The sequence below is a fragment of the Sphingomonas japonica genome (assembly GCF_006346325.1).
GTDB classification, from domain to species: Bacteria; Pseudomonadota; Alphaproteobacteria; order Sphingomonadales; family Sphingomonadaceae; genus Sphingomonas; species Sphingomonas japonica.
On the sequence record NZ_VDYR01000001.1, the window covers coordinates 984,575 to 1,006,661 of the forward strand.

The 22,087-nt window shown below is 65.7% G+C and carries 20 protein-coding genes; 8 read left to right on the top strand and 12 right to left on the bottom strand.

The window, feature by feature from the left end; genetic code table 11:
* Window positions 1–113: 113 nt before the first annotated feature.
* From FHY50_RS04980 to FHY50_RS05000, 5 genes are all read left to right on the top strand, one after another.
* On the top strand, window positions 114–1,427 hold the full coding sequence (locus tag FHY50_RS04980) for an amidase family protein (RefSeq protein ID WP_140047422.1): 1,314 nt from the start codon (window positions 114–116) through the stop codon (window positions 1,425–1,427).
* On the top strand, window positions 1,421–2,605 hold the full coding sequence (locus FHY50_RS04985; protein ID WP_140231044.1) for an acyl-CoA dehydrogenase family protein: 1,185 nt from the start codon (window positions 1,421–1,423) through the stop codon (window positions 2,603–2,605). The genes FHY50_RS04980 and FHY50_RS04985 overlap by 7 nt, the downstream gene beginning before the upstream one ends.
* A gap of 93 nt (window positions 2,606–2,698) precedes the next feature.
* Complete coding sequence (locus FHY50_RS04990; RefSeq protein WP_140047423.1) at window positions 2,699–3,826, top strand: acyl-CoA dehydrogenase family protein; 1,128 nt, start codon at window positions 2,699–2,701, stop codon at window positions 3,824–3,826.
* Complete coding sequence (locus FHY50_RS04995; protein WP_140047424.1) at window positions 3,826–4,716, top strand: acyl-CoA thioesterase; 891 nt, start codon at window positions 3,826–3,828, stop codon at window positions 4,714–4,716. The genes FHY50_RS04990 and FHY50_RS04995 overlap by 1 nt, the downstream gene beginning before the upstream one ends.
* A gap of 37 nt (window positions 4,717–4,753) precedes the next feature.
* Window positions 4,754–5,155 carry a DUF4174 domain-containing protein gene (locus FHY50_RS05000; RefSeq protein WP_140047425.1) on the top strand — a complete coding sequence of 134 codons (402 nt, stop codon included), beginning with the start codon at window positions 4,754–4,756 and terminating at the stop codon, window positions 5,153–5,155.
* Here FHY50_RS05000 and FHY50_RS05005 read toward each other — a convergent pair.
* From FHY50_RS05005 to FHY50_RS05025, 5 genes are read right to left on the bottom strand one after another with little or no spacing between them, the layout of a single operon-like run.
* Entirely contained in the window at window positions 5,152–6,231 is a 1,080-nt protein-coding gene (locus FHY50_RS05005; protein ID WP_140047426.1) for a TonB family protein, read from the bottom strand. The two genes, FHY50_RS05000 and FHY50_RS05005, sit on opposite strands and share 4 nt — an antisense overlap.
* Before the next feature lie 49 nt (window positions 6,232–6,280).
* Window positions 6,281–7,084, bottom strand: coding sequence for an SDR family NAD(P)-dependent oxidoreductase (locus FHY50_RS05010; protein WP_140047427.1), 804 nt, complete (start codon window positions 7,082–7,084; stop codon window positions 6,281–6,283).
* The gene (locus FHY50_RS05015) at window positions 7,081–8,124 is read right to left on the bottom strand and encodes a phosphotransferase family protein (protein ID WP_140047428.1); all 1,044 of its coding nucleotides are present in this window, start codon (window positions 8,122–8,124) and stop codon (window positions 7,081–7,083) included. The genes FHY50_RS05010 and FHY50_RS05015 overlap by 4 nt, the downstream gene beginning before the upstream one ends.
* Window positions 8,121–9,206, bottom strand: coding sequence for a Zn-dependent alcohol dehydrogenase (locus FHY50_RS05020; protein ID WP_140047429.1), 1,086 nt, complete (start codon window positions 9,204–9,206; stop codon window positions 8,121–8,123). The genes FHY50_RS05015 and FHY50_RS05020 overlap by 4 nt, the downstream gene beginning before the upstream one ends.
* Window positions 9,203–10,438, bottom strand: coding sequence for an acyl-CoA dehydrogenase family protein (locus tag FHY50_RS05025; protein ID WP_140047430.1), 1,236 nt, complete (start codon window positions 10,436–10,438; stop codon window positions 9,203–9,205). The genes FHY50_RS05020 and FHY50_RS05025 overlap by 4 nt, the downstream gene beginning before the upstream one ends.
* Before the next feature lie 152 nt (window positions 10,439–10,590).
* Here FHY50_RS05025 and FHY50_RS05030 point away from each other — a divergent pair, with 152 nt between their 5' ends.
* Window positions 10,591–11,835, top strand: a complete 1,245-nt coding sequence (locus tag FHY50_RS05030; RefSeq protein ID WP_140047431.1) for a TetR/AcrR family transcriptional regulator — start codon at window positions 10,591–10,593, stop codon at window positions 11,833–11,835.
* Here the strand turns inward: FHY50_RS05030 and FHY50_RS05035 are convergent.
* From FHY50_RS05035 to aspS, 3 genes are read right to left on the bottom strand one after another with little or no spacing between them, the layout of a single operon-like run.
* Window positions 11,832–12,248 (bottom strand): VOC family protein, encoded by a 417-nt coding sequence (locus FHY50_RS05035; RefSeq protein ID WP_140047432.1) that lies wholly within the window; start codon window positions 12,246–12,248, stop codon window positions 11,832–11,834. The genes FHY50_RS05030 and FHY50_RS05035 overlap by 4 nt on opposite strands.
* Window positions 12,238–13,026, bottom strand: coding sequence for a polyphosphate kinase 2 family protein (locus tag FHY50_RS05040; RefSeq protein ID WP_140047433.1), 789 nt, complete (start codon window positions 13,024–13,026; stop codon window positions 12,238–12,240). The genes FHY50_RS05035 and FHY50_RS05040 overlap by 11 nt, the downstream gene beginning before the upstream one ends.
* Window positions 13,027–13,041: 15 nt before the next feature.
* The gene (aspS, locus tag FHY50_RS05045) at window positions 13,042–14,841 is read right to left on the bottom strand and encodes an aspartate--tRNA ligase (protein ID WP_140047434.1); all 1,800 of its coding nucleotides are present in this window, start codon (window positions 14,839–14,841) and stop codon (window positions 13,042–13,044) included.
* A 176-nt stretch (window positions 14,842–15,017) separates the two neighbouring features.
* Here aspS and rnd point away from each other — a divergent pair, with 176 nt between their 5' ends.
* On the top strand, window positions 15,018–16,193 hold the full coding sequence (gene rnd, locus FHY50_RS05050; protein ID WP_140047435.1) for a ribonuclease D: 1,176 nt from the start codon (window positions 15,018–15,020) through the stop codon (window positions 16,191–16,193).
* Complete coding sequence (locus tag FHY50_RS05055; RefSeq protein ID WP_140047436.1) at window positions 16,190–16,489, top strand: I78 family peptidase inhibitor; 300 nt, start codon at window positions 16,190–16,192, stop codon at window positions 16,487–16,489. Before rnd ends, FHY50_RS05055 begins: the two co-directional genes overlap by 4 nt.
* On the opposite strand, the gene FHY50_RS05060 is transcribed toward FHY50_RS05055, so the two are convergent.
* Genes FHY50_RS05060 through FHY50_RS05075 form a run of 4 tightly spaced genes read right to left on the bottom strand, consistent with a single transcriptional unit; the run spans window position 16,490 to window position 22,087 of the window.
* A complete protein-coding gene (locus tag FHY50_RS05060) occupies window positions 16,490–17,989 on the bottom strand; it encodes a Ppx/GppA family phosphatase (RefSeq protein ID WP_140047437.1) in 1,500 nt (499 codons plus the stop codon).
* A complete protein-coding gene (locus tag FHY50_RS05065; protein ID WP_140047438.1) occupies window positions 17,986–20,166 on the bottom strand; it encodes an RNA degradosome polyphosphate kinase in 2,181 nt (726 codons plus the stop codon). The genes FHY50_RS05060 and FHY50_RS05065 overlap by 4 nt, the downstream gene beginning before the upstream one ends.
* Window positions 20,163–20,801 (bottom strand): P-loop NTPase family protein, encoded by a 639-nt coding sequence (locus tag FHY50_RS05070; RefSeq protein ID WP_140047439.1) that lies wholly within the window; start codon window positions 20,799–20,801, stop codon window positions 20,163–20,165. Before FHY50_RS05070 ends, FHY50_RS05065 begins: the two co-directional genes overlap by 4 nt.
* On the bottom strand, window positions 20,798–22,087 hold the full coding sequence (locus FHY50_RS05075) for a heavy-metal-associated domain-containing protein (protein ID WP_140047440.1): 1,290 nt from the start codon (window positions 22,085–22,087) through the stop codon (window positions 20,798–20,800). The genes FHY50_RS05070 and FHY50_RS05075 overlap by 4 nt, the downstream gene beginning before the upstream one ends.

Here is a 22,087-nt window from a genome sequence, read left to right on the forward strand (position 1 = left end):
GTCCGAGCGTAATCGAGAACCGCTGTCTAGCGAAGCCGAGGCGCGGGTTGCGATCTCGCTACGCTCGAACATGCGCCTCGACTTCGCTCGGGACGAACGGAGCGGGTGAGCTAGTGGAGCCCTCGACCGCCTTCGAGATCGCCGCCGCGATCCGCGCGGGCAATACCACCGCGCGCGCGGAAACCGACGCCGCAATCTCGCGCATCGAAACGCGCGATGCGGCGATCAACGCAGTCGTCGTCCGCGACTTCGATCGCGCGCGCTCCGCCGCCGACGATGCCGACAGCCGCCTTGCCGATGGTGACGCCTCGCCCCTTCTCGGCGTACCGATGACGGTGAAGGAAGCCTTCGACGTCGCGGGTCTTCCGACGCATTGGGGCTTGCGCGAGCATTCTAACACCATTGCGCCCAGCGACGCGGATGCGGTCAGCAAGCTGAAGGCAGCGGGCGCGATCATTCTTGGCAAGACCAATGTCCCCAAAGCCTTGGGCGACTGGCAATCGGTCAATTCCATCCACGGCGTGACCAATCACCCTTCCGATCCGAGCCGCACCTGTGGCGGAAGCTCGGGCGGCGCGGCGGCCGCGCTGGCGACCGGCATGGTCCCGCTGGAATTGGGCAGCGATATCGGCGGGTCGATCCGTATCCCTGCGCATTTTTGCGGCGTGTGGGGATTGAAGCCGAGTCGGGGGGCGCTTTCCAGCTACGGCCACCGCTATCCCGGCAGCGACAGTGCCGAAGACCCTCTTGGCGTCATCGGCCCAATGGCGCGCTGCGGCGAGGACCTGGCGCTGGTACTCGACCTGCTCGCCATGCTGCCGATGCCGCGCAGCAATTGCGCCCCCCAGCGCGTGCTGATGCTAACCGGACATCCCGAAACACGCACCGCGTCCGCGTGCATCGAAGCGGTCGAACGCGCCGCCGAGGCGCTGGCACGCACCGGTGTCGAGATCGTCCGGACCACGCCGCTCCTACCCGACCTAGCGCAGCAACATTCGGATTATGGGAGGATGCTTGGGGTGAGCTTCGCTCGCTTCGAGCCCGACCTGCATTTCACCCTGCCCAGCTTGCTCGACTGGTTCGCGCTGCAGGACGTACAGGCGCGCAACGCCCGGGCCTGGGCCGCATTGTTCGCCGAATTCGACGCCGTGCTGGCCCCGCCGGCCGCGACCCAGGCTTTCCCGCACGACCACAGCCCACAGGCGAACCGCCGCCTGTCGATCGACGGCGTGGATAGCCCCTATGACTCGCATCTTGCCTGGGCAGGGCTCGCGACGTTCCCCGGCTTGCCGTCGACATGCGTACCGGTCGGCGTCCTCGAAGGACTTCCTGCCGGCGTCCAGATCCTCTGCGCCGCCAACCGCGATCATCAGTCGATCGCAATCGCCACGCTCGTCCACAACGCCCTTCACGGAGCGCAATCATGACCGATCTCGACCAATTCCGCCGCGATACGCGCGCGTGGCTGGAAGCGAATTGCCCCCCCGAAATGCGGCAGCCCGTGCGCTCCGAAAAGGATGCCTGCTGGGGCGGGCGAAATCCCGACTTCCAACCGGGGCAAAAGGAATGGATGGACGCGATGGCATCGCGCGGCTGGACCGTGCCCGACTGGCCGACGGCCTATGGCGGCGGCGGCCTGTCGGCGGCACAGACCAAGATCCTGCGCGAGGAGATGGCGGCGATCCACGCGCGCAATCCGCTCAACAGCTTCGGCATCTCGATGCTTGGCCCGGCGCTTCTGAAATATGGCAACGAGGAGCAGAAGCTCGAACATCTGCCAAAGATCGCACGCGGTGAAATCCGCTGGTGCCAGGGCTATTCCGAGCCCAATGCCGGGTCCGATCTCGCCAGCCTTGCGGCATCGGCCGAGGATGCGGGCGACCACTATATCGTCAACGGGCAGAAAGTCTGGACCAGCTACGCCGACAAGGCAGACTGGATCTTCTGCCTGGTCCGAACCTCGAAGGAGTCCAAGCAAGGCGGGATTAGCTTCGTGCTGTTCGATATGGCCAGCGAAGGCGTCTCCACGAAGCCGATCCTGCTGATCTCCGGCTATTCGCCCTTTTGCGAAACCTTCATGGACAATGTGAAGGTACCCAAGGCGAACCGCGTACACGCGGAGAACAAGGGCTGGGACGTCGCGAAATATCTGCTCGGCCATGAGCGTGAGATGATCTCGGGGATGGGGCTGGGATCGACCGGGGGAAATCCCCTGATCGAAGGTGCCATCGCCACGATCGGGCTGAACGACCGCGGCGAACTGGCCGACCCGTTGCTACGCGCGCACCTCGCCCTGTTCGACGTGCGGTCCAAGGCATTTGCGGCCATGTCCGAGCGCTTCATCGACGAATTGAAGGCCGGTCAGGCCCATCCGGCGCAACCGAGCATGATGAAATATTACGGCACCGAGCTGAACAAGGCGCGCCACGAACTCGTCATGGCAGCGGGTGGATCGGATGCGCTGGAATGGGAAAGCCGCGGGTCTTCGGGCGGCGCGAAGGCGCGCGCGTGGCTCAGGACCAAGGCCAACTCGATCGAGGGCGGGACCAGCGAGGTCCAGCTCAACATCATCGCCAAGCGGATCCTGGAATTGCCCGGCGCCTAGCCATGCCGTGCTCCGGCGCAGGCCGGAGCGCTGGCCGGCTTGCCTGTCTCTAACCCAGCATTCCGACCTTCGCCGGAATACGGAGCGTTTGAAATGCCTCTCTACCTCAACGACGAACAAGTCATGCTGCGCGACACGACGAAGCAATTCGTCGCCGAGCACGCGCCGGTCAGCCACCTGCGCGCACTGCGCGACGCCAACGACTCGACGGGCTTTTCACGCGACCTGTGGAAGCAATTCGCCGAGATGGGATTCACCAGCATTCTGATCGGGGAGGATCATGGCGGGCTTGGTCTCGGCCATGTCGAGGCGGGCGTCGTATTGGAGGAGATCGGGCGCAACCTGTCGCCCTCCCCCTTCCTGACCACCGCCGTCGCCGCGGTCGAGGCGCTGAAGGGCACCGCCCATGCAGAGCGCTGGTTTCCCGGCATCGTCGCAGGCGACACCGTCGCAGCGCTCGCGATCGACGAGCGCGCCAAGCATGGCGATGCCATTGCGATGACGGCCGAACGGTCGGGCAATGGGTTCAAACTGTCGGGTGAAAAGCGGTTCGTCACGCACGCCCATGTGGCGGACTTGCTGATCGTCGCGGCGCGCACTTCTGGCGCCGACGTCGATGACGCTGGCGTCACGTTGTTCGCGGTTCCGAAGGATGCCGACGGCCTCTCTCACGAAACCGAGCGCCTGGCCGACTCCAGCCTCGCCGCGCGCAGCAGATTCGATCGGGTCGAGGTCGATGCCGATGCGGTGATCGGCGAGGTCGACAATGGCCGCGTCGTGCTCGAGCGCCTGCTCGCAGCCGGACGCACCGGCGCATCCGCCGAGATGCTCGGCGTCGGTGGCGGCGCGATGGACATGACCGTCGCTTATATGAAAGAGCGCAAGCAGTTCGGCGCGCCGATCGGCAGTTTCCAGGCGCTCCAGCACCGTGCTGCGCATCTCTATTCCGAAATGGAGGTTGCGCGTGCCGCCGTGCTCAAGGCACAGCAATTGCTCGACGCCGATGACGCGCGTGCCGACGAAGCGGTATCGGTGGCAAAGGCGATGACCGGGCTAGCCGCCACGCTGGCGGTGCAGGAGGGAATCCAGATGCACGGCGGCATTGGCATGACCGACGAATATGACATCGGCTTCTACATGAAACGCGCCCGCGTGCTTGCCGAAATGTTCGGCGACAGCAATTTCCACGCGGATCGACTGGCGCGAAAGGCAGGGTATTGATGAGCCAGGATACCGAGCGCGCAACCACGCCGGAGGCCCTTGTTGCCCAGCTCACCGCCCTGCTCGACGTCGAGGAGATCGACACCGACCTGTATCGCGGCGCGCGTCAGCCCGGCGGCGTCGGGCGCGTGTTCGGCGGACAGGTGATCGGGCAGGCGTTGCAGGCCGCACAGCGATCGGTCGAGGCGCCCAAGGTCGCGCATTCGCTCCACGCCTATTTCATGCGGCCGGGCAACGAAGACCATCCGATCGTCTATCGCGTTGTGCGCGACTTCGAAGGGCGCAGCTTCGCCAATCGCCGCATCATCGCGATGCAGCGCGGGCAGCCGATCCTCAACATGATCGCCTCGTTCCATGTGCCCGAGGATGGCCTGCACCATCAGGACCGCATGCCCGACGTGCCCGATCCCGACACGCTGCGCCCCGACAGCGAATTGCGAGAGGAAATTCGCGAACAGGTTCCCGAAAAGCTCCGGCGTTTCTTCCTGCGCGCGCGCCCGATCGAGATTCGCCCGACCAATCCCGCCCGCTGGTTCGCGCCCAAGGCGTCGGAGCCTGTCCAGCACAGCTGGTTCCGGGTCTGCGCTCCGCTGCCTGACGATCCCGCGCTGCACCGGGCAATGCTCGCCTATGCCAGCGACATGGCACTGCTCGGCACGTGCATGTTGCCACATGGCGTCAACTGGATGACGCACAAAGTGCAGACCGCCAGCCTCGATCACGCAGTCTGGCTGCACGAGCCGTTTCGGTTCGACGAATGGCTGCTCTACACCACCGACAGCCCATGGAGTGGCCATGCCCGCGGGTTCAACCGCGGTCGCATCTTCACGCGCGACGGACGGCTGGTGGCGAGCTGTGCGCAAGAGGGATTAATCCGGATGCGGGACTGAGCGCGGAGCCGAATGCTGCGCCGGACGTTTGCAGCATATGATCGTCGATGCGCTCCCGCCCGCCCACATCGCCCCCGCGCCGGTGCGCCAATCGATCGACGCGCTGCGCTGGGATCGGCGCGTGCTGATCGTGTTTGCGGGCGCGGCCAGCGACCGCAGATTGTCGGAGCAGCGCGATGCGCTGCGGGCGGAGCGATCGGAAATCGGCGATCGCGACCTGACGGTCGTCGAAGTTGTCGCTGACAGCGTGTCCGGCATTCGCGACTACGCTCCCCGGCTGCGCGCGCAGTTCGGGGTCGGCAGAGCGGACTTCGCGGCAATCCTGATCGGCAAGGACGGCGCGGCGAAACTGCGTTCGCCGCGACCGGTCAGCACCGCGACGCTGTTTGCGACGATCGACGCGATGCCGATGCGCCGCCGCGAGATAACGGAGCGCTAGTAGCCGCGGTCGAGTTTGAACTGCACCATCACTGAGCAGTTGCTCGCCCCCTGGTTGGACTTTGGCTTCGTCGCACTGCGCGCCACCCCCAGGGCCGCTTCGCCGAACTCGAATGTCGGTTCGGCGTGAAGCACTCGCAAATTGCCCAGCGCTCCCCACGGTGCGACATCGAATCCAATGAGTGCCCATCCCTCGATCCTGCGGCGCTTATAAGCGGCCGGGAATTCGAGCCGCGGCGGGGTGGCCCATTCGTCGGGCAGCCCGCACTCCGCGCCGCCCCCTCTCGGAGCATCGGGCGCGCCCAGCGTATCGCTCGACGAGCGCCACAGTGGATAGGCACATCCGCGGCGCGGCCCGTCGGCATAGCGCCACTGCGCGACTGCCTTGGCCGCGGCGCGGTCGAGCGCAACATTGTCGCGCCCGCTGAAGGTCCGAACATCGGTTGGTCGGCCATCGGCATCGATGTCGAACGCGACGGCGGTGGTAGTGATGGTGCCCGGGTCGCCGGGCAGATCGGCGAAGCGCGGCGTCACCTGCGTCAACAATTGCGGCCAGCCCCGGATGCAGTCCGATCCGGCGGGTACTATGCGGCGGACCAACTGCGCAGTCATCGGACTGCCATAGCCGCCACCTGCCGCAAAGTACCGCACCAGTGTTGCCTGGTCGGTGTCCGCGATCGGCTGGCTGACCGGATATAGCGTGATCGCGCATTCGCTGCGCTGCTCGTCCGGCTGGAAGCGCCACGCGACGAAGCTGGGGATGACGTCGGCAGTCTGATAGTTGCGGCCATCGACGCCGTCGATGCTGACCGGGCGGCCACGCGCGTCGATGCGAAAGCGCAGCGCAAGCGGCGCGATGCCGCTTTGCCCGCCAAAATGCGCGAAGGGCACGGGCGGCTCGACATGAACGGGCGACACCGGCGTGCCGCCGCAACGCGCCTGACTACCGCGATAGGTCACGATCAGCGGCTGCGGGTCTCGCGCCGCGGCGAACTGCTCGACCACCACCGGCGGCGGCGGCGGGCCTGGCGGAGGGGGTGTCGCCCCGACCTGCACCATCAGCATCAGCATCGACATGGCCGCATCCTGTCGGCGGTATGCGACAGAAGCAAGTCAACCGAGCCACTTACGCCGCAGTCTTGCCGAACTCCTGCCGCGTCACGGGATGACTCGACGACAATCCGCCATCGACCACGATCGCCTGACCGTTGACATAGCTGGCTTCGTCCGACGCAAGGAACAGCGCGACCCGCGCGATCTCCTCGGGCTCACCGCCGCGGCGCAGCGGATTTAGCCGACCGATGCGGTCTTCCTTGCCGACCTCGCGGGCATGTTCATAGGCACGCGCGGTCATGCCGGTCTCGATCAGGCCGGGACAGATCGCATTGACGCGAACGTTGCTCCCGGCCAACTGCTGCGCCGCGGTCTGGACAAGGTTGATGACGCCTGCCTTGGATGCCGAATAGGGCGGGCACCCCGCGCCCGATCGCAACCCCGCGACACTCGCCGTGCAGAGGATCGCGCCGCCGCCGCGCTCGATGATGCGCGGCGCGGCATGTTTGATCGCGAGGAACGGGCCTATCAGGTTGACGCGCAGGATGTCGGCCCATTGTTCGGGCGTGCCCTCGAGCAAGCCGGTCAGCCCACCGGAAATCCCGGCATTGGCGTACATCACGTCGATCCCGCCATGTGCCGCGCCGGCAAGTTCGACCATGTGTACGACATCTGCCTCGCGACCGGCATCCAGCGTGATCGCGCGCGCCGTGCCGCCGTCAGCGACGATCGCCGCCGCGGTCGCATGCACCGCTTCGTCGAGGTCGGCGCAGACCACCGCGCCGCCTTCGGCTGCAAACGCCATTGCCGTCGCACGGCCGATGCCGGACGCGGCACCGGTGACGATGATCGACTTGCCCGCGAACCGTGCCCTCACTGCGTCGCTCCCGCCTTCACTGCAAAGCTCCACGCTGCATCGACCAGCGCCGGCAGCCGTTTGACGGTTCGCGCGGCCTGCGCGCTGGAAGCGTTGCCGTCGCGCAGCCGCTGCTTGATGCCCTGGACGATGCCCGCGAGCCGGAACAAGTTGTACGCGAAATACCAGTCGAGGTCCGGCACCCCGTCGCGCCCAGTCGCTGCGCAATAGCGTTCGACCACCTGTTCCAGCGTCGGAATGCCGGTCGCCTCCCCGGTTCGGCCCATCACGCCCGAGCGGCCTTCTGGCTCGGTCACCCAGCTCATCAGGAAATAGCTGAAATCCGCCAGCGGATCGCCGAGCGTCGACAATTCCCAGTCGAGCACCGCCGCCACGCGCGGAACGTCGGGGGCGAAGATAAGGTTGTCGATGCGGAAGTCGCCGTGCACGATCGCCGTGCGCGTCTGCGGCGGCACAGTCTGCGGCAGCCACTCGATCAGCCTGTCCATCGCCGGCAGATCATCGGTCTGGCTGGCGCGATACTGCCGCGTCCAGCGCGCGACCTGGCGCTCGAAATAATTGCCCGGCTTGCCATAATCGCCCAGGCCCACCGCCTCGGGATCGATCGCGTGCAGCGCCGCGAGCGTGTCGATCATCGCATGATAGTGCGCCGTGCGTTCCGCCGGGGCGAGACCGGGCAAGGTGCCGTCCCACAGCGTCCGGCCCTCGACCAGTTCCATGACGTAGAACATCGAACCGATCACAGTGTCGTCGGTACACAGTCCGAAATAGGGCTTGGCCACCGGAAAGCCTGTGGGGTGCAGCGCCGCGATCAGACGGTATTCGCGATCGACCGCATGTGCCGACGGCAGCAGCTTGCCGAACGGCTGACGGCGCAGGACATAGCTTTTGCCCGGCGTATCCACCCGGTAGGTCGGGTTGGACTGGCCGCCGGGAAATTTTTCGAGCGAAACCGGCCCGCCGAACCCCGGCATGCGATCGGCCATCCAGCGTTCGAGCGCGGCGGTATCGATCGGCGTATCGCCTGCATCACCGGTCATGGGAACACGATCACCGATCGCACGCTGTCGCCGCTGCGCAGCTTCGCCAGCGCTGTATTGACGTCATCTAGCGCGATCGTCTCCGCTACCATCGTGTCCAGATCGAGCTTGCCGTCCAGATACATCCGCACGAGCCGAGGCATGTCGAGCGGGAACTGCGTCGATCCCAAAAGCGATCCTTGCAGTTTCTTGCCGGTCAGAAAGGTCGGGCCAGCGATGCTGACCGACTGGCCGGGGGCGATCATGCCCAGGATCGTCGCGGTTCCGCCGCGGCGCAGGATCGTCCAGGCGAGTTCTGCGGTATTCGGCCGCCCGACCGCTTCTATCGCATAGTGCACACCGCCACCGGTGAGCGTGAGCACCGCCTTGGCAAGGCCCTCGGCGCCGGCGTCGAACGCGTGGGTGGCCCCCATGCGCTTCGCCAGCTCGCGCTTTTCGGCGACCGGATCGATCGCGACGATCATCCCCGCGCCGGCGATTTTCGCCGCGTTGATCGCCGCCAGCCCGATGCCTCCGGCGCCGATCACCGCGACGCTTTCGCCGGGCTTGACCTTGCTGTCGTTGAAGACCGCACCCGCCCCGGTAATCACCGCGCAGCCCAGCAGCGCTGCCCGGTCGAGCGGCATAGCCTTGTCGATGGCGACACAGGCGTTCTCGTGCACCAGCATCCGTTCGGCGAAGGCCGACAGGTTGAGGAACGGTGCCAGCGGCGTGCCGTCCGCCAGGCTCAAACGCGGCGGAGCGTCGGCGGGACGGCGGGTGGATGGGTCGATGCACAATGACGGCCGCCCGCTGGTGCAGAACTCGCAGGATCCGCAGAACACCGTGAAGAAGGTGATGACGGGATCACCGGGCCGAACGCTCGACACGCCATCGCCGACCACTTCGACCACGCCTGCCGCCTCATGCCCCGGCACGGTCGGCACCGGGTGCGGAAAACTGCCATCGACGAAATGCAGGTCCGAGCGACACACCCCGACGGCGGCAGTACGGATCAGCACCTCGCGCGGACCCGGCGCGTCGATGCGAACGTCCTCGATCGACAGCGGCGAACCCGCCTCACGTAATATTGCAGCCTTCATGCGTGCTTCCCGAACTCCGCGCGCGCGATCGTGCGGTTGTGGACCTCGTCCGGGCCGTCGGCGAAGCGCAGCGTGCGCATTCCTGCCCACGCGCTCGCCAGTTCGAAATCGTCGGACACGCCGCCGCCGCCATGCGCCTGGATCGCGTCGTCGAGGATCTTGAGTGCCATGGTCGGCGCCTGCACCTTGATCATGCTGATCTCGAGATGCGCCGACTTGTTGCCCGCACGGTCCATCATGTCGGCGGCCTTCAGGCACAACAGCCGCGTCATCTCGATATCGATCCGCGCCCGCGCGACCCGCTCTTCCCAGACCGAAAAGTCGGCGATGCGTTTGCCGAACGCTACGCGCGACTGAAGCCGCCGCGCCATTGCCGCGATCGCTTCCTCGGCGACGCCGATCGTGCGCATGCAATGATGGATGCGCCCCGGCCCGAGCCGCCCCTGCGCGATCTCGAACCCACGGCCTTCGCCCAGCAGCAGGTTCTCCGCGGGGACGCGCACATTGGTGAGCGACACCTCGCCATGTCCGTGGGGAGCGTGGTCGTACCCGTAGACTGACAGCATGCGCTCGATCTTGACCCCGGGCGCATCGAGCGGAACGAGGATCATGCTCTGCTGCGCATGTCGCGACGCATCCGGGCTGGTCTTTCCCATGACGATCGCGATCTTGCAGCGCGGATCGCCGGTGCCCGACGACCACCATTTACGGCCGTTGATGACATAATCGTCGCCGTCGCGAACCATCGACGTCTGGATGTTGGTCGCATCCGACGATGCCACTGCCGGCTCGGTCATCAGGAACGCCGACCGGATCTCGCCCTGCATCAGCGGACGCAACCAGCGCTCCTTCTGCTCGAGCGTACCGTAGCGATGAAACACTTCCATATTGCCGGTATCGGGCGCGGAGCAGTTGAAGCATTCCGACGCCCAATGGACGCGGCCCATCTCTTCGGCGCACAAGGCATATTCGAGATTGGTGAGCTGCTCTCCCTCGAACACGAAGCTGTCGTCGACATGGGTCTGCCCGGAATGCGGCGGCATGAAGAAATTCCACAGCCCCTGCCGCTTCGCCTCTGCCTTGGCCTCCTCGATCACCGCGACTGGCTGCCAGCGGTCTCCGGAGGCGATCTGCGCATGATATTCGTGCGTGCGCGGTCGGATGTGCTGGTCGATGAAGCCGCGAACGCGGTCGCGGAAATGCGTTTCGCGGGCGCTTAGCGTGAAATCCATCGTCGCACTCTCCCGATCGTGGTCGGCTATCGACTAGAACATACCCGATCTTCGGTAAAGCGATGGTCCGCATAAAATGCACGGGCGAAGGGCGTGTAACGTGAGATTACAATAACACTGTTTCTTCGAAAAGAATCGGTTAAGCTCGGCCTATGCAGCTTGTCGACGACGCGGGGGCGACTGGAGCGGACCGCAGCACCAAACGGTTTCAGGCCAAACGGGACGCGATCCTCGCGGCGGCGGCGGACGCCATCAACGAGGCGAGCGCAAAGGGGATGACCTTTGCCGACGTCGCGCAGCGTGTCGGGCTCAATACCACCAGCGTCACCTATTATTTCAAGCGCAAGGAAGACCTTGCCGCTGCGGCATTCGAAGCGACGCTGGCGACGCTGCACGCCATGCTCGACGAAGCGCTCGCCGAGCCCGACCCGCCTGCGCGCGTCGATTGCTTCCTTAGGCTCAACTTCGCCCGCTTGGCGCGGGTCCGCCGCGGCGAGCAGCACGCGATCGCCATCCTGTCCGACCTGCGCGCGATGGAGGAACCGATCAAGGGTCGCCTGTTGACAGGCTGGCGCGACGTGTTCCGCAAGACGCGCAGACTGTGGGCGCCCTGCCCCACCCGCGCGCATACTGATCTGGCCGGAGCGCGCGCGCATGTGCTGCTCGAGAACAGCTTCTGGTTGACCGCCTGGCTCGATCGCTACGAACTCGACCAGTATGATCGGGTCGAGGCGCGGCTGATGGACGTGTTCCGCCACGGCCTAGCGATGCCCGACGACGACTGGGCACCGCAGCCGCTCGACCTCAGCCACGAAACCCCCGATCCGGCGCGGGAGAATTTCCTGCTGGCGGCGACGCGGCTGATCAATCAGCTTGGCTATCGCGGAGCCTCTGTCCAGCGCATCGCTTCCGAACTCAACGTGACCAAGGGCAGCTTCTACCACCATCTCGATGCCAAGGACGACCTAGTCACCGAATGCTATCGTCGCAGCTTCGATACCATTACCGACGCCCAGCGCGCCGCCGACCATGCTGGCGGCAGCCATTGGCAGCGACTGGTCAGCACGATGGCGGCGCTGCTCGACGTCCAGTTCGCCGAACGCGCGCCGCTGCTGCGCACGACGGCGCTGTCGGGACTGCCGCCGCGTGTGCGCCAGACGATGATCGACCGGTCCAACCGCATCGCGCGGCGCTTCGCGGGCACGATGAGCGACGGGATCGCCGAGGGATCGATCCGCGCGGTCGATCCGCTGGTGGCCAGTCAGGCGCTGATGGCGCTGCAGAACGCCGCCTTCGACATGCGCAAATGGGCCAGCACCATGCCGCGCGACCGCGCCATCGCGATGTACGCCTCGACACTGGCATTCGGGCTGTTCGACGATCGGACGATCGCCTAATCCGGCGCGTCCGACGCCTTGGGCCAATAGCTACCGAAATTCCACAGGTTGCCTTCCGGATCACGCGCCGAGAAATCGCGGCTGCCATAATCGGTGTCGGCGGGCGGCGTGGCGATCGTCGTACCCGCCGCCGCCAGCCGAGTGTGCAGCGCGTCAGGATCGTCGACCGCGACATAGATCGCGTCGGTCCGGCGACCATCGAGATCGCCGACCATCGCGCCATATTCGTCATCCCGATGCTGACCGAGCATGATCATCGACGATCCGTAGGCGAGCTGGGCATGCATCACGACGCCGTCGTGGCGATAGACTGCATGTTCGACGAACCCGACGGTGCCAACCAGCCAGGCGATCATCGTGTCCGCATCGCGACAGCGCATCGTCGGAAATATCCGGGGAGCCTCAAGCATCATCGTCAGATCCTCCTTTCAGGGCAGCACGCGCCATCTTCTCGACATCAGGATCGAGTTCGGGCGGCGTCATCGACACGTTCGCTTCCAGGCGGTCGGCGATCGCCGTCAGGGCGGCAATTCGCGCTGCCTTGCGATTATTGCCGTCGATCACCTTCCACGGCGCGTCCGGGGCGTGGGTACGCGCCAGCATCTCCTGTATCGCATCGAGATAGGCGGCGCGCTGCGCCCGGTTGCGATAATCCTCTGCGCCGGTCTTCCATCGCTTCCAAGGATCGTCGAGACGCTGACGGAACTGCTTGTCCTGAAACGCTTGGGTGATGTGGACGAACAGTTTGACGATCGTCGTTCCGCAATCGGCCTGCTGCGCTTCGAAATCGTTTATCTCGCCATAGGCGCGTCGCCAGTCCGCCTCCGGCGCAAAGCCTTCCACGCGCTCGACCAGCACCCGGCCGTACCAGCTACGGTCGAAGACATGAATGGTGCCATTGGCTGGCAGCCGCGTCCAGAAGCGCCACAGATAATGCCGCGCCTTCTCCTCGGCGCTGGGCGCGGCGATCGGCAGCACCTCGAAAAAGCGCGGGTCCCATTCGGCAGTCAGCCGCTTGATGATCCCGCCCTTGCCCGCCGCATCCCATCCTTCGAATACGATGATAGCCGGCTTTTTGTGGACGATGTGCGCGACCTGGATCCGGTCGAGCCGCGCCTGCACTTTCTTCAGCGCATCCGGATAGTCGCCGTCGAACTTCTTGCCGGCTTCATAGTCGCTGAGGTCGAACACGCGCTTCTCCCGATGTTAGGATTTCGCAGGTCCCGGCGCTTCCACCAAGCGGATGTTCAGCTCGCGCAGTTGCTTGGCGCTGACCGGTCCCGGCGCAGCCATCATCAAGTCTTCGGCCTTCTGATTCATCGGGAACAGCACCACCTCGCGAATATTGGGTTCGCCGGCCAGCAGCATGACCATGCGATCGACGCCGGGCGCCGACCCGCCATGCGGCGGTGCGCCGAACTTGAATGCGTTGATCATGCCGGCGAAATTCGTATCGACCTCTTCCTTGGAATAGCCCGCGACCTCGAACGCCTTGTACATGATCTCGGGCCGGTGGTTCCGGATCGCGCCCGACGACAGTTCGACGCCGTTGCAGACGATGTCGTACTGATACGCCAGGATATCGAGCGGGTCCTTCGTCTCCAGCGCTTCCATCTCGCCCTGCGGCATCGAGAAGGGGTTGTGGCTAAAATCGACTTTCTTGGCGTCCTCGTCATATTCGAACATCGGGAAATCGACGATCCAGCAGAACTCGAAACGGTTCGGATCGATCAGACCGAGTTGCTCGCCAACCCGCGTGCGGGCAAGCCCCGCCAGCTTGGCCGCCTGTGCTTCCTTGCCCGCGGCAAAGAACAGCCCGTCATCGGGGCCGAGGCCGAGCGCATCGGCCATCGCAGTCATCTTGTCCTCGCCGTGGTTCTTGGCGATCGGGCCCCCCCATTCGCCGCCCTTGCGCGTGGCATAGCCGAGCCCGGCAAAGCCTTCGCCCTGTGCCCAGCTATTCATGTCGTCGAAGAACTTGCGGCTCTTTTCCGCGGTGCCCGGTGCCGGGATTGCGCGCACGACGTCTCCGCTATCGACGATCGAAGCGAAGCGGCCGAACCCCGATCCGACGAACTGCTCGCTGACGTCGGAAATCAGGATCGGATTGCGCAGGTCGGGCTTGTCGTTGCCGTATTTCAGCATCGATTCGCGATACGGGATGCGGCGGAACGGCAGCGCCGAGACTTCCCGTCCCCGTCCCTGCCAGTCGGCATATTCCTCGAACACGCCGTGCAGAACCGGCTCGATCGCAGCGAACACGTCTTCCTGCGTGACGAAGCTCATCTCGAAATCGAGTTGATAGAATTCGCCGGGCGAGCGATCGGCGCGCGCATCCTCGTCGCGAAAGCACGGCGCGATCTGGAAATATTTGTCGAAGCCCGCGACCATCAGCAGCTGCTTGAACATCTGCGGCGCCTGCGGCAGCGCATAGAATTTGCCGGGATGGACGCGGCTGGGCACCAGATAGTCGCGCGCGCCCTCGGGACTGCTCGCGGTCAGGATCGGGGTCTGGAATTCGGTGAAGCCCTGGTCGATCATGCGGCGGCGCAGGGATGCGATGACGTTCGAGCGCAGCAGCATGTTGGCGTGCAGCCGCTCGCGCCGCAGATCGAGGTAGCGATAGCGCAGTCGGATATCCTCGGGATATTCGGCGTCGCCCGCAACCGGCATCGGCAGTTCCTGCGCATGACTCTGTACCGTCGCCCCGCGCGCGAACACCTCGATCGCGCCGGTCGGCAGATTGGCATTGATCGTCGCGTCGGAACGCTTTTTGACGGTGCCGTCGATGGTCACGACCGATTCGACGCGCAGCGCCTCGAATGTCGGCAGCGCAGGCGAATCCGCATCGGCGACGATCTGGGTGATGCCGTAATGGTCGCGCAGGTCGATGAAGAGCACGCCGCCATGATCGCGCTTGCGGTGAACCCAGCCCGACAGGCGGACGTCGCTGCCGACGTCGGTTTCGCGAAGGGCGGCGCAATGGTGCGTGCGATAGGCGTGCATGGTCGGATGTCTTCCAATGATCGCCACCCCGACGAAGGCCCGGGTCTCGTGCCGCGAGCGCGACGCCTGAGGAACGAGATTCCGGCTTTCACCGGAATGACGGCTGAATATGAAGCCGCGCGAATCCCTGTCCGCCCCCTCTTTGTCAAGCGGCGCGGAACCCCTATGGGGGGGCGATGCACATTCATGGCCTGATCGAGGACAACGCCGCCCTCGCCAATCTCTGCGCGCGACTATCCAATTCGGACTATGTCTGCGTCGATACCGAGTTCATGCGAGAGAACAGCTATTGGCCGGAACTCTGCCTGATCCAGATCGCCGACGAACACGAAGCCGCAGCGATCGATCCGATGCTGCCGGGGATCGACCTCAAGCCGCTGCTCGACCTGCTGACCGAGAATGAGGATGTCCTGAAGGTATTCCATGCCGGCGGGCAGGACCTCGAGATCGTCTACAACCTGACCGGCAAGACCCCGCATCCCCTGTTCGATACCCAGGTCGCGGCGATGGCACTGGGACAAGGCGAGCAGATCGGCTATTCGAACCTCGTCGAGAGCTATCTCGGCATCGTCGTCGACAAGGGTGCGCGCTTCACCGACTGGTCGCGTCGTCCGCTCGATACTCGCCAGATCGATTACGCCATCGCCGACGTAACGCATCTGGCGAAGATCTTTCCCAAGATGGTCGACAAGCTGCGCAAGACCGAGCGTGGCGCGTGGCTCAACGAGGAAATGGAACGGTTGGGGGACCCCGCCAACTATTTCAACGATCCCGAACAGGTCTGGCAGCGCATTCGAGTCTCCAGCCGCAAGCCCGAGGCGCTGGGGCGGCTGAAGGCGCTGGCGCGGTGGCGCGAGATCGAGGCGCAGAACAAGAACCTGCCGCGCGGCCGCATCGTCAAGGACGAGACCATCGCCGATCTGGCGGCCAATCCTCCCAGGAAGCAGGGCGATCTTACCCGCGTGCGCGGGCTGTCGGCGAGCTGGGGCGGGAACGACATCGGCGGGCGGATGATGGCCGCGCTCGCCGACGCGGTACCGATGTCTGCCGACGAGATGCCGAGCCGCGACGATCGCAAGCCGTCGCTCGGCAAGGAAGGATCGCTGGTCGCCGACCTGCTCAAGCTGCTGCTCAAGATCCGATCGCGCGACATCAACGTCGCCTCGCGGCTGCTCGCGCGATCGGACGATCTCGAGGCGCTGGCTGCGGGACAGCGCAGCGATCTCGCGATCCTCGAGGGATGGCGGTATGAACAGTTCGGGCGCGACGCGCTGGCGCTGGTCGAAGGGCGACTCGGCTTCACCGTCAAGGAAGGCAGGCTCAAGATGACGCGCACGGAGGACGAGCAGTGAGAGGGTCGCTGACAGTTTCAATGCTGCTGTTGGGGGCGTGCACCGCTGCGAACCAGCAAACGCCATCCGCACCGTCCGATGCCGAGCAGGCAGGCGCGCAGTGCGATGCAGGCGCCATCCAGGACCTGATCGGAAAGCCGGCCGATGCCTTCGCCGATGATGCCAAGGCTCGGTCAGGCGCGGCTGCCGTCCGCCGCTATGTCACCGGTTCGCCCGTAACGATGGATTTCAGGGCGGACCGCCTCAACGTCGAAACCGATCCCACCGGGACGATCGTCAAGCTGAGCTGCGGCTGATCAATCGGCAAGCGCGGCGGAGCGTCCGACCGCGTTCGCCAGCGCCTTGTGCCGCTTTTCGACCGCTTCGCCGTAGAGCGCGCGATCTACGGCGTCCAGATGCAGGAAAACCGCGGCGTCGTCGCCGCTCAGCCGCGATCGCAGCAGCGGCGCGGCGACGCCGCCGCTCAGTCGCTGGCCCAGGCGCATCGCCAGGCCCCAGTATTGCGCGCGCTGGAGCGATGCCGCATCGGCAAGACGCCCGAGCGGATCGGGCGTCTCGATGCCGCCCCCTAGCGAGGTGAACAATGCCTGCGCGATCACCGCGCGGCCGTGCGCATCGACCCCTACCCAATTTCCGTGCAACGCTACCTCTAGTCCGCGCTCCGCCCGAAACTCGGGATTGGCATGCCATCCGACATCGGCGAGCAGGCAGGCGGTGTGGCGAAGCCGTGCCATCGCGTCATCGTCGTCGAACAGGGGCGCGACCCAGTCTTCCAACAGGTCGCCATGTTCCGCAAAGCGGCCGAGCAGCCGCCCCTCCTCGCGTGCCGCCACGATCAGTGGGTCCTCGATACGATGGGCGTCGTTCAGCCGCTGGTACAACAATCCCTCGCGAAGCCCGAATGCCGAAACCACCGTGGTGAAGCTGCCGAGATGGCGCAGCAGGCACGACAGCAACACCGCTCCGTCGCCAAGCGTGCTGACGCGCCCTCCCGACAGATTCGGGATCGCCTTGAGCGTCGCTTTCGAGACATGCCCCAGCGTTCGCACCAGACGCGAGACGGCTTCGGGCGCCATCGCATATTCGTGAATCACGGGCAGCGGATAGCCGGTGACATGCATGTCGAGCCGGGCCAGCGACCGCCACGACCCACCAACGAGATAGAGCGGCAACTCGGCGCCGCGGCCGGCCCAGCCCGCTTGCGTCAACAGCTGCTGCACCGTGCGATCGAGTGCGCCCTTGCCGCGCGCACGGATCGCCGCGATGCGCAGCACGCCGAGTGGAAACGACACGCGATCGCGCACGGCGCCATCGCCGATCCGCACAAGTTCGAGGCTGCCGCCACCGAGATCGCCGACAATGCCGTTCGCCGTCGGGATTGCCGACAGCACCCCGCATCCCGCCGCGATCGCTTCCTCCTCGCCCGACAGCAGCTCGATCGGCAGCCCGGCTTCGCGCGCGATCTCCATCAGCTCGCTGCCGTTCGACGCCTCACGCACCGCGGCAGTCGCGACGGTGCGAATACCGGCGACCTGCATTTCGCGCACTACCGCCGCAAAGCGCGCCAGAGCCTTGCGCGCGGCGACCATGCCCTCTTCGGCAATCGCCCCATCATCGGCCAGGCCGCGCCCCAGCCCCGCCATCACCTTTTCATTGAACAGTACGGCCGGCATCCGCGCCGGCCCCTGATAGACCACCAGCCGGATCGAGTTCGATCCGATATCGACGATCGCCGTGCGCGGTCGATCGCCGACGGTGTCCGCGCGCGGACGCCGAAGCAGCGTTGCGATGCTCATCCCGCCTCGCGCGACGCGGCGCGGCGGCGACGCAGCGACAATTTCGGCACCGACTCGCTGGTCTTGAGCGACGCACCGCGCCCCGACAGCGAAGGGTTGGTCATGAAATAGCGGTGCAGGTTGAACGGCTCCGGCCCGGCCTCGTCGCGCGTGTAACGGCCGTCGGGCTGCAATTCCCAGCTCTGCTCGGTGTCGAGCAGATTGGCGACCATGACCTGGTCGAGGATCTGGTCGTGAACCGTGGGATTGACGATCGGCAGCATGAATTCGACGCGGCGGTCGAAATTGCGCTGCATCCAGTCCGCCGAAGAGATGTAGAGCCGGGCGCCGTCATTGGGGAGCGCATTGCCGTTGCCGAACGCCCAGATGCGGCTGTGTTCCAGAAAGCGGCCGACCACCGATTTGACGCGGATATTCTCGGAAAGGCCCGGCAGTCCCGGACGCAGGCAGCAGATGCCGCGGATGATGAGGTCGATCTGCACGCCTGCAGCGCTCGCCTCGTATAATTTGTCGATCGTAGCGGGATCGACCAGCGAGTTCATCTTGGCCCAGATCGCCGCCGATCGCCCGGCGCGCGCGTGCCTGATCTCGGCATCGATCAGGTCGGAGAGCTTGTTGCGCAGATCGCGCGGGCTGATGCTGAGCACCTCGAGCGCCTGCGGCTCGACATAGCCGGTGACATAGTTGAAGATCTGGGCGGCATCACGCCCGAACCGCGGGTCGGCGGTGAAGAAGCTGAGGTCAGTATAGATCCGCGCCGTCACGGGATGATAGTTTCCCGTCCCGAAATGGCAGTAGGTCCGGAACGCGCTATTCTCGCGCCGCACGACGAGCGAGATCTTGGCGTGGGTCTTCCAGTCGATGAAGCCGTAGACGACCTGGACGCCGGCGCGTTCGAGCGCGGACGCCCATAGCAGGTTCTGCTCCTCGTCGAAGCGTGCCTTGAGCTCGACCACCGCCGTCACCGACTTGCCCGCCTCGGCCGCGGCGATCAGGGCGTTGATCACCGCCGACTGCTTGCCGGCACGATACAGCGTCTGCTTGATCGCCACGACGTCGGGATCGGCCGCGGCCTGCTTGAGAAAGGCGAGCACGACGTCGAACGATTCGTACGGATGATGGACGACGATGTCCTTGGCCTTGATCGCCGCGAAACAGTCGCCGCCATATTCGCGGATTCGTTCCGGGAAACGCGCGGAAAACGCCGCGAACTTCAGGTCGGGGCGGTCCTCTTCGACGAACAGCTCAAGATCGCCGATGCCCAGCAGCCCGCCGGTCTCGGACAGGATCGCATCGCTGCCGCCCAGTTCCTCCTTGAGCACCGCTTCCAGCTCGGGCGAGATGCCGTCTTCCATCTCGAGCCGGATCACCCGGCCGCGGCGGCGCCGTTTGATCGCGGTACGAAAATAGAGAACCAGGTCCTCGGCTTCTTCCTCGATCTCGATGTCGCTGTCGCGAAGCACCCGGAACGACGCCGATGCCTTGACGTCATATCCCGGAAACAGCAGCGCCGAGAAACGCTTGAGCACCGTCTCCACCGGCACCCAGCGCGCTGGATCACCGGCCAGACGGATGAAGCGCGGGGCGGTGGCGGGCAGCAGCACCAGCTCGCGAATCGCTTCGCCGTCCGACTTGCGGACCAGATCGAAAATGACGCTGGAACCCTTGTTGGGGATGAACGGAAACGGGTGCGCCGGGTCGAGCGCTTGCGGGGTCAGGATTGGAAAAATCTGGTCGCGGAAATGGGCTTGTAGGTGCTCGGCGACGTCGCCGACGATATCCGCTTCGCCGAGTACCGCGATGCCCTGTTCGGCGAGATCGGCGCGCAGGTCGGCCCAGATTCCCTGTTGCGCATCGACCAGCTCCGCGACTTCGTCGACGATCGCCGATAATTGCTGGTTCGGCGTCAGGCCATCGACCGATCGCGCCTCGACCTCCTGCATCTGCTGGCCCTTGAGTCCCGCGACCCGAACCATGAAGAACTCATCTAGGTTTGACCCCGAAATCGACAGGAACCGGACGCGCTCGAGCAGCGGATGCGCGGGGTTGCAGGCTTCCTCCATGACCCGGCGGTTAAAGGCCAGCCACGACAGCTCGCGATTGAAATAGCGTCCGTCTTCGCGCCCGGCGGAAAAGGGGTCGTCGTCATCGAAGCGTTTGGGGGCAAGCAGCGTCATTCGGCCTCGTTCCGTGCATCGGTATCACCGTCGATCAACAGCCGCGCTTCGATCAGGACGGGCTTGGCAAGCGGTATCGACAGCTTGCGACTATTGCGCGACGTCGCCAGTTGTTCGAGTGTATCGACGACCCGGTGGATCGTGACATAGCTGCGTTCGATGCGCCGCGACAGCCATCGCACCAATTCGCTTCTGGCATCGAGCTCGCGGCGCCGGAACAGTTCGGTCAACAAGTCGCCGATCAACGCATCATCGGGAATGCCGATCCGCAGCACCGGGGTTGCCGCGAGGCGCGAGCGCAGGTCGGGCAGGCGCACGCGCCATTCGGGCGGCGGCGCATCGACGACGATCAAGAGCGGACGGCGCTCGACCTGCGCGATGTTCCAGGCGTGGAACAGATCGGTCTCGGCCACGCGCTCGGCATCGTCGATCATGCTGCCGCCGGCCTTTCCGACGAAATAGCGCGCCAGCATCGAGCGGCCCGACTTGCGAGGGCCGGCCAGCATCGCCGCCATCACCGGCCAGGTTCCCCAGTGATCGAGTTGATGCACCGCGCGGGCATTCGCGTCGCTGATCAGGAATTCGGCTTCGCGCGCATCGGCCGGCTTGACGAGCGGCAGGCCAAGCTGGGTCATTCCGGCTCCGCGGCGCCTTCGGCATCGGCGGCGGGAGCGGGCGGTGGCGCCGCACGGCGAATACGCAGCGTGGTCCCGCCCTGATCGACTTGCCAGCCGCGCGCCTCGAGCGCGGCCCGCAGCACGGCAATATCGGCATCATAGGCAACGCGCATGACCGAGACACCGCCGAGCGCCAGACTGCTGGTCAGCGCCGAGCGCACGCCGGGGATCGCCTGTACCGCCGCCTCGGTCGCCGACACCGCCGCCGCCGATGGCGTATCGAACTGGATCGTATAGCTGGCCGTGGCAACGCCGGGCAGCGCCGACTCGACCATCTCCAGGCTGTCCTCCAAGCCTGCCGCGGCTTCCGCGGCAGCGGCGGCAGCTGCAGCGGCGGCGGCGGCCTCGGCTTCCGGATCGGGCGGAGATACGCCGAGCAGGCGGTCGGGCCGCAGCACGCCGTTCCGCAGCGCAGCCTGATACGCTTCATCGATGCGGGCGACCCCGGCGTCGAGCAGAGCCGGCAGCCCGTCGCCATTCTCGACCCGCAGAGAAAAGCGGGTGAGTTCGCGATTGTCGGGCCCGTAGCCAGCGCGGAACGCACCGATCACCGGCCCGCCGGGCCACGAGCGATATAGCCGCACCTCGGGAAACACGACGTCGTCGGCACCGTACTGATCGACGATCGCACGCCACCAGCCGCGCCCCCGCCGTCCCTGCTGGCCGACATTGAGGAGCAGCGCATCGGGGCCGGTGCCGGACGGGCGGATATAGTCGAGCGTCGAATTGCCGGTGCGAAAGCGTGCCCAAGCCTGTTGCCACGGGCTGACCCGCTCGAACGCCGAACCCGCGCCGCCCGACCACATCACCGGCACCACCAGCGTCGGCGGCGAGCGCTCGGCAAAGGCAGTGACGCCCAGGATCGACCCCGCGCGTCCGCGATCGAACATCACGCCGAGCCTGGCGATATAGCGCTTTGGCCCGATCTGCTCCTGCTCGACGATGATGCCGGTCGTGATCGCGTCGAGCGCCGAATCGGGCAGGCTGCCGGGCCGCCCGGTCAGCCGCTGCGACAGTTGCGACCACCCCTTGCGCTGAGCGAGTTTCCATCCGCCGAGCCGAGCCGCCTCGGCGGTGTCGGCGGCGACATCAACCGCGACGCCCGCCACTTCGAAACTGCCCGAACTGTCGATCGGCGCGACCCCGCCGCCGCCCTCGATCTGCGCGACCGCGACCGCCGCAACACCGAGCAGGGCGGCCGCGGCAGTGGCGCGGAACAAGCGGGGTAGCGGGCGTGATTGCAT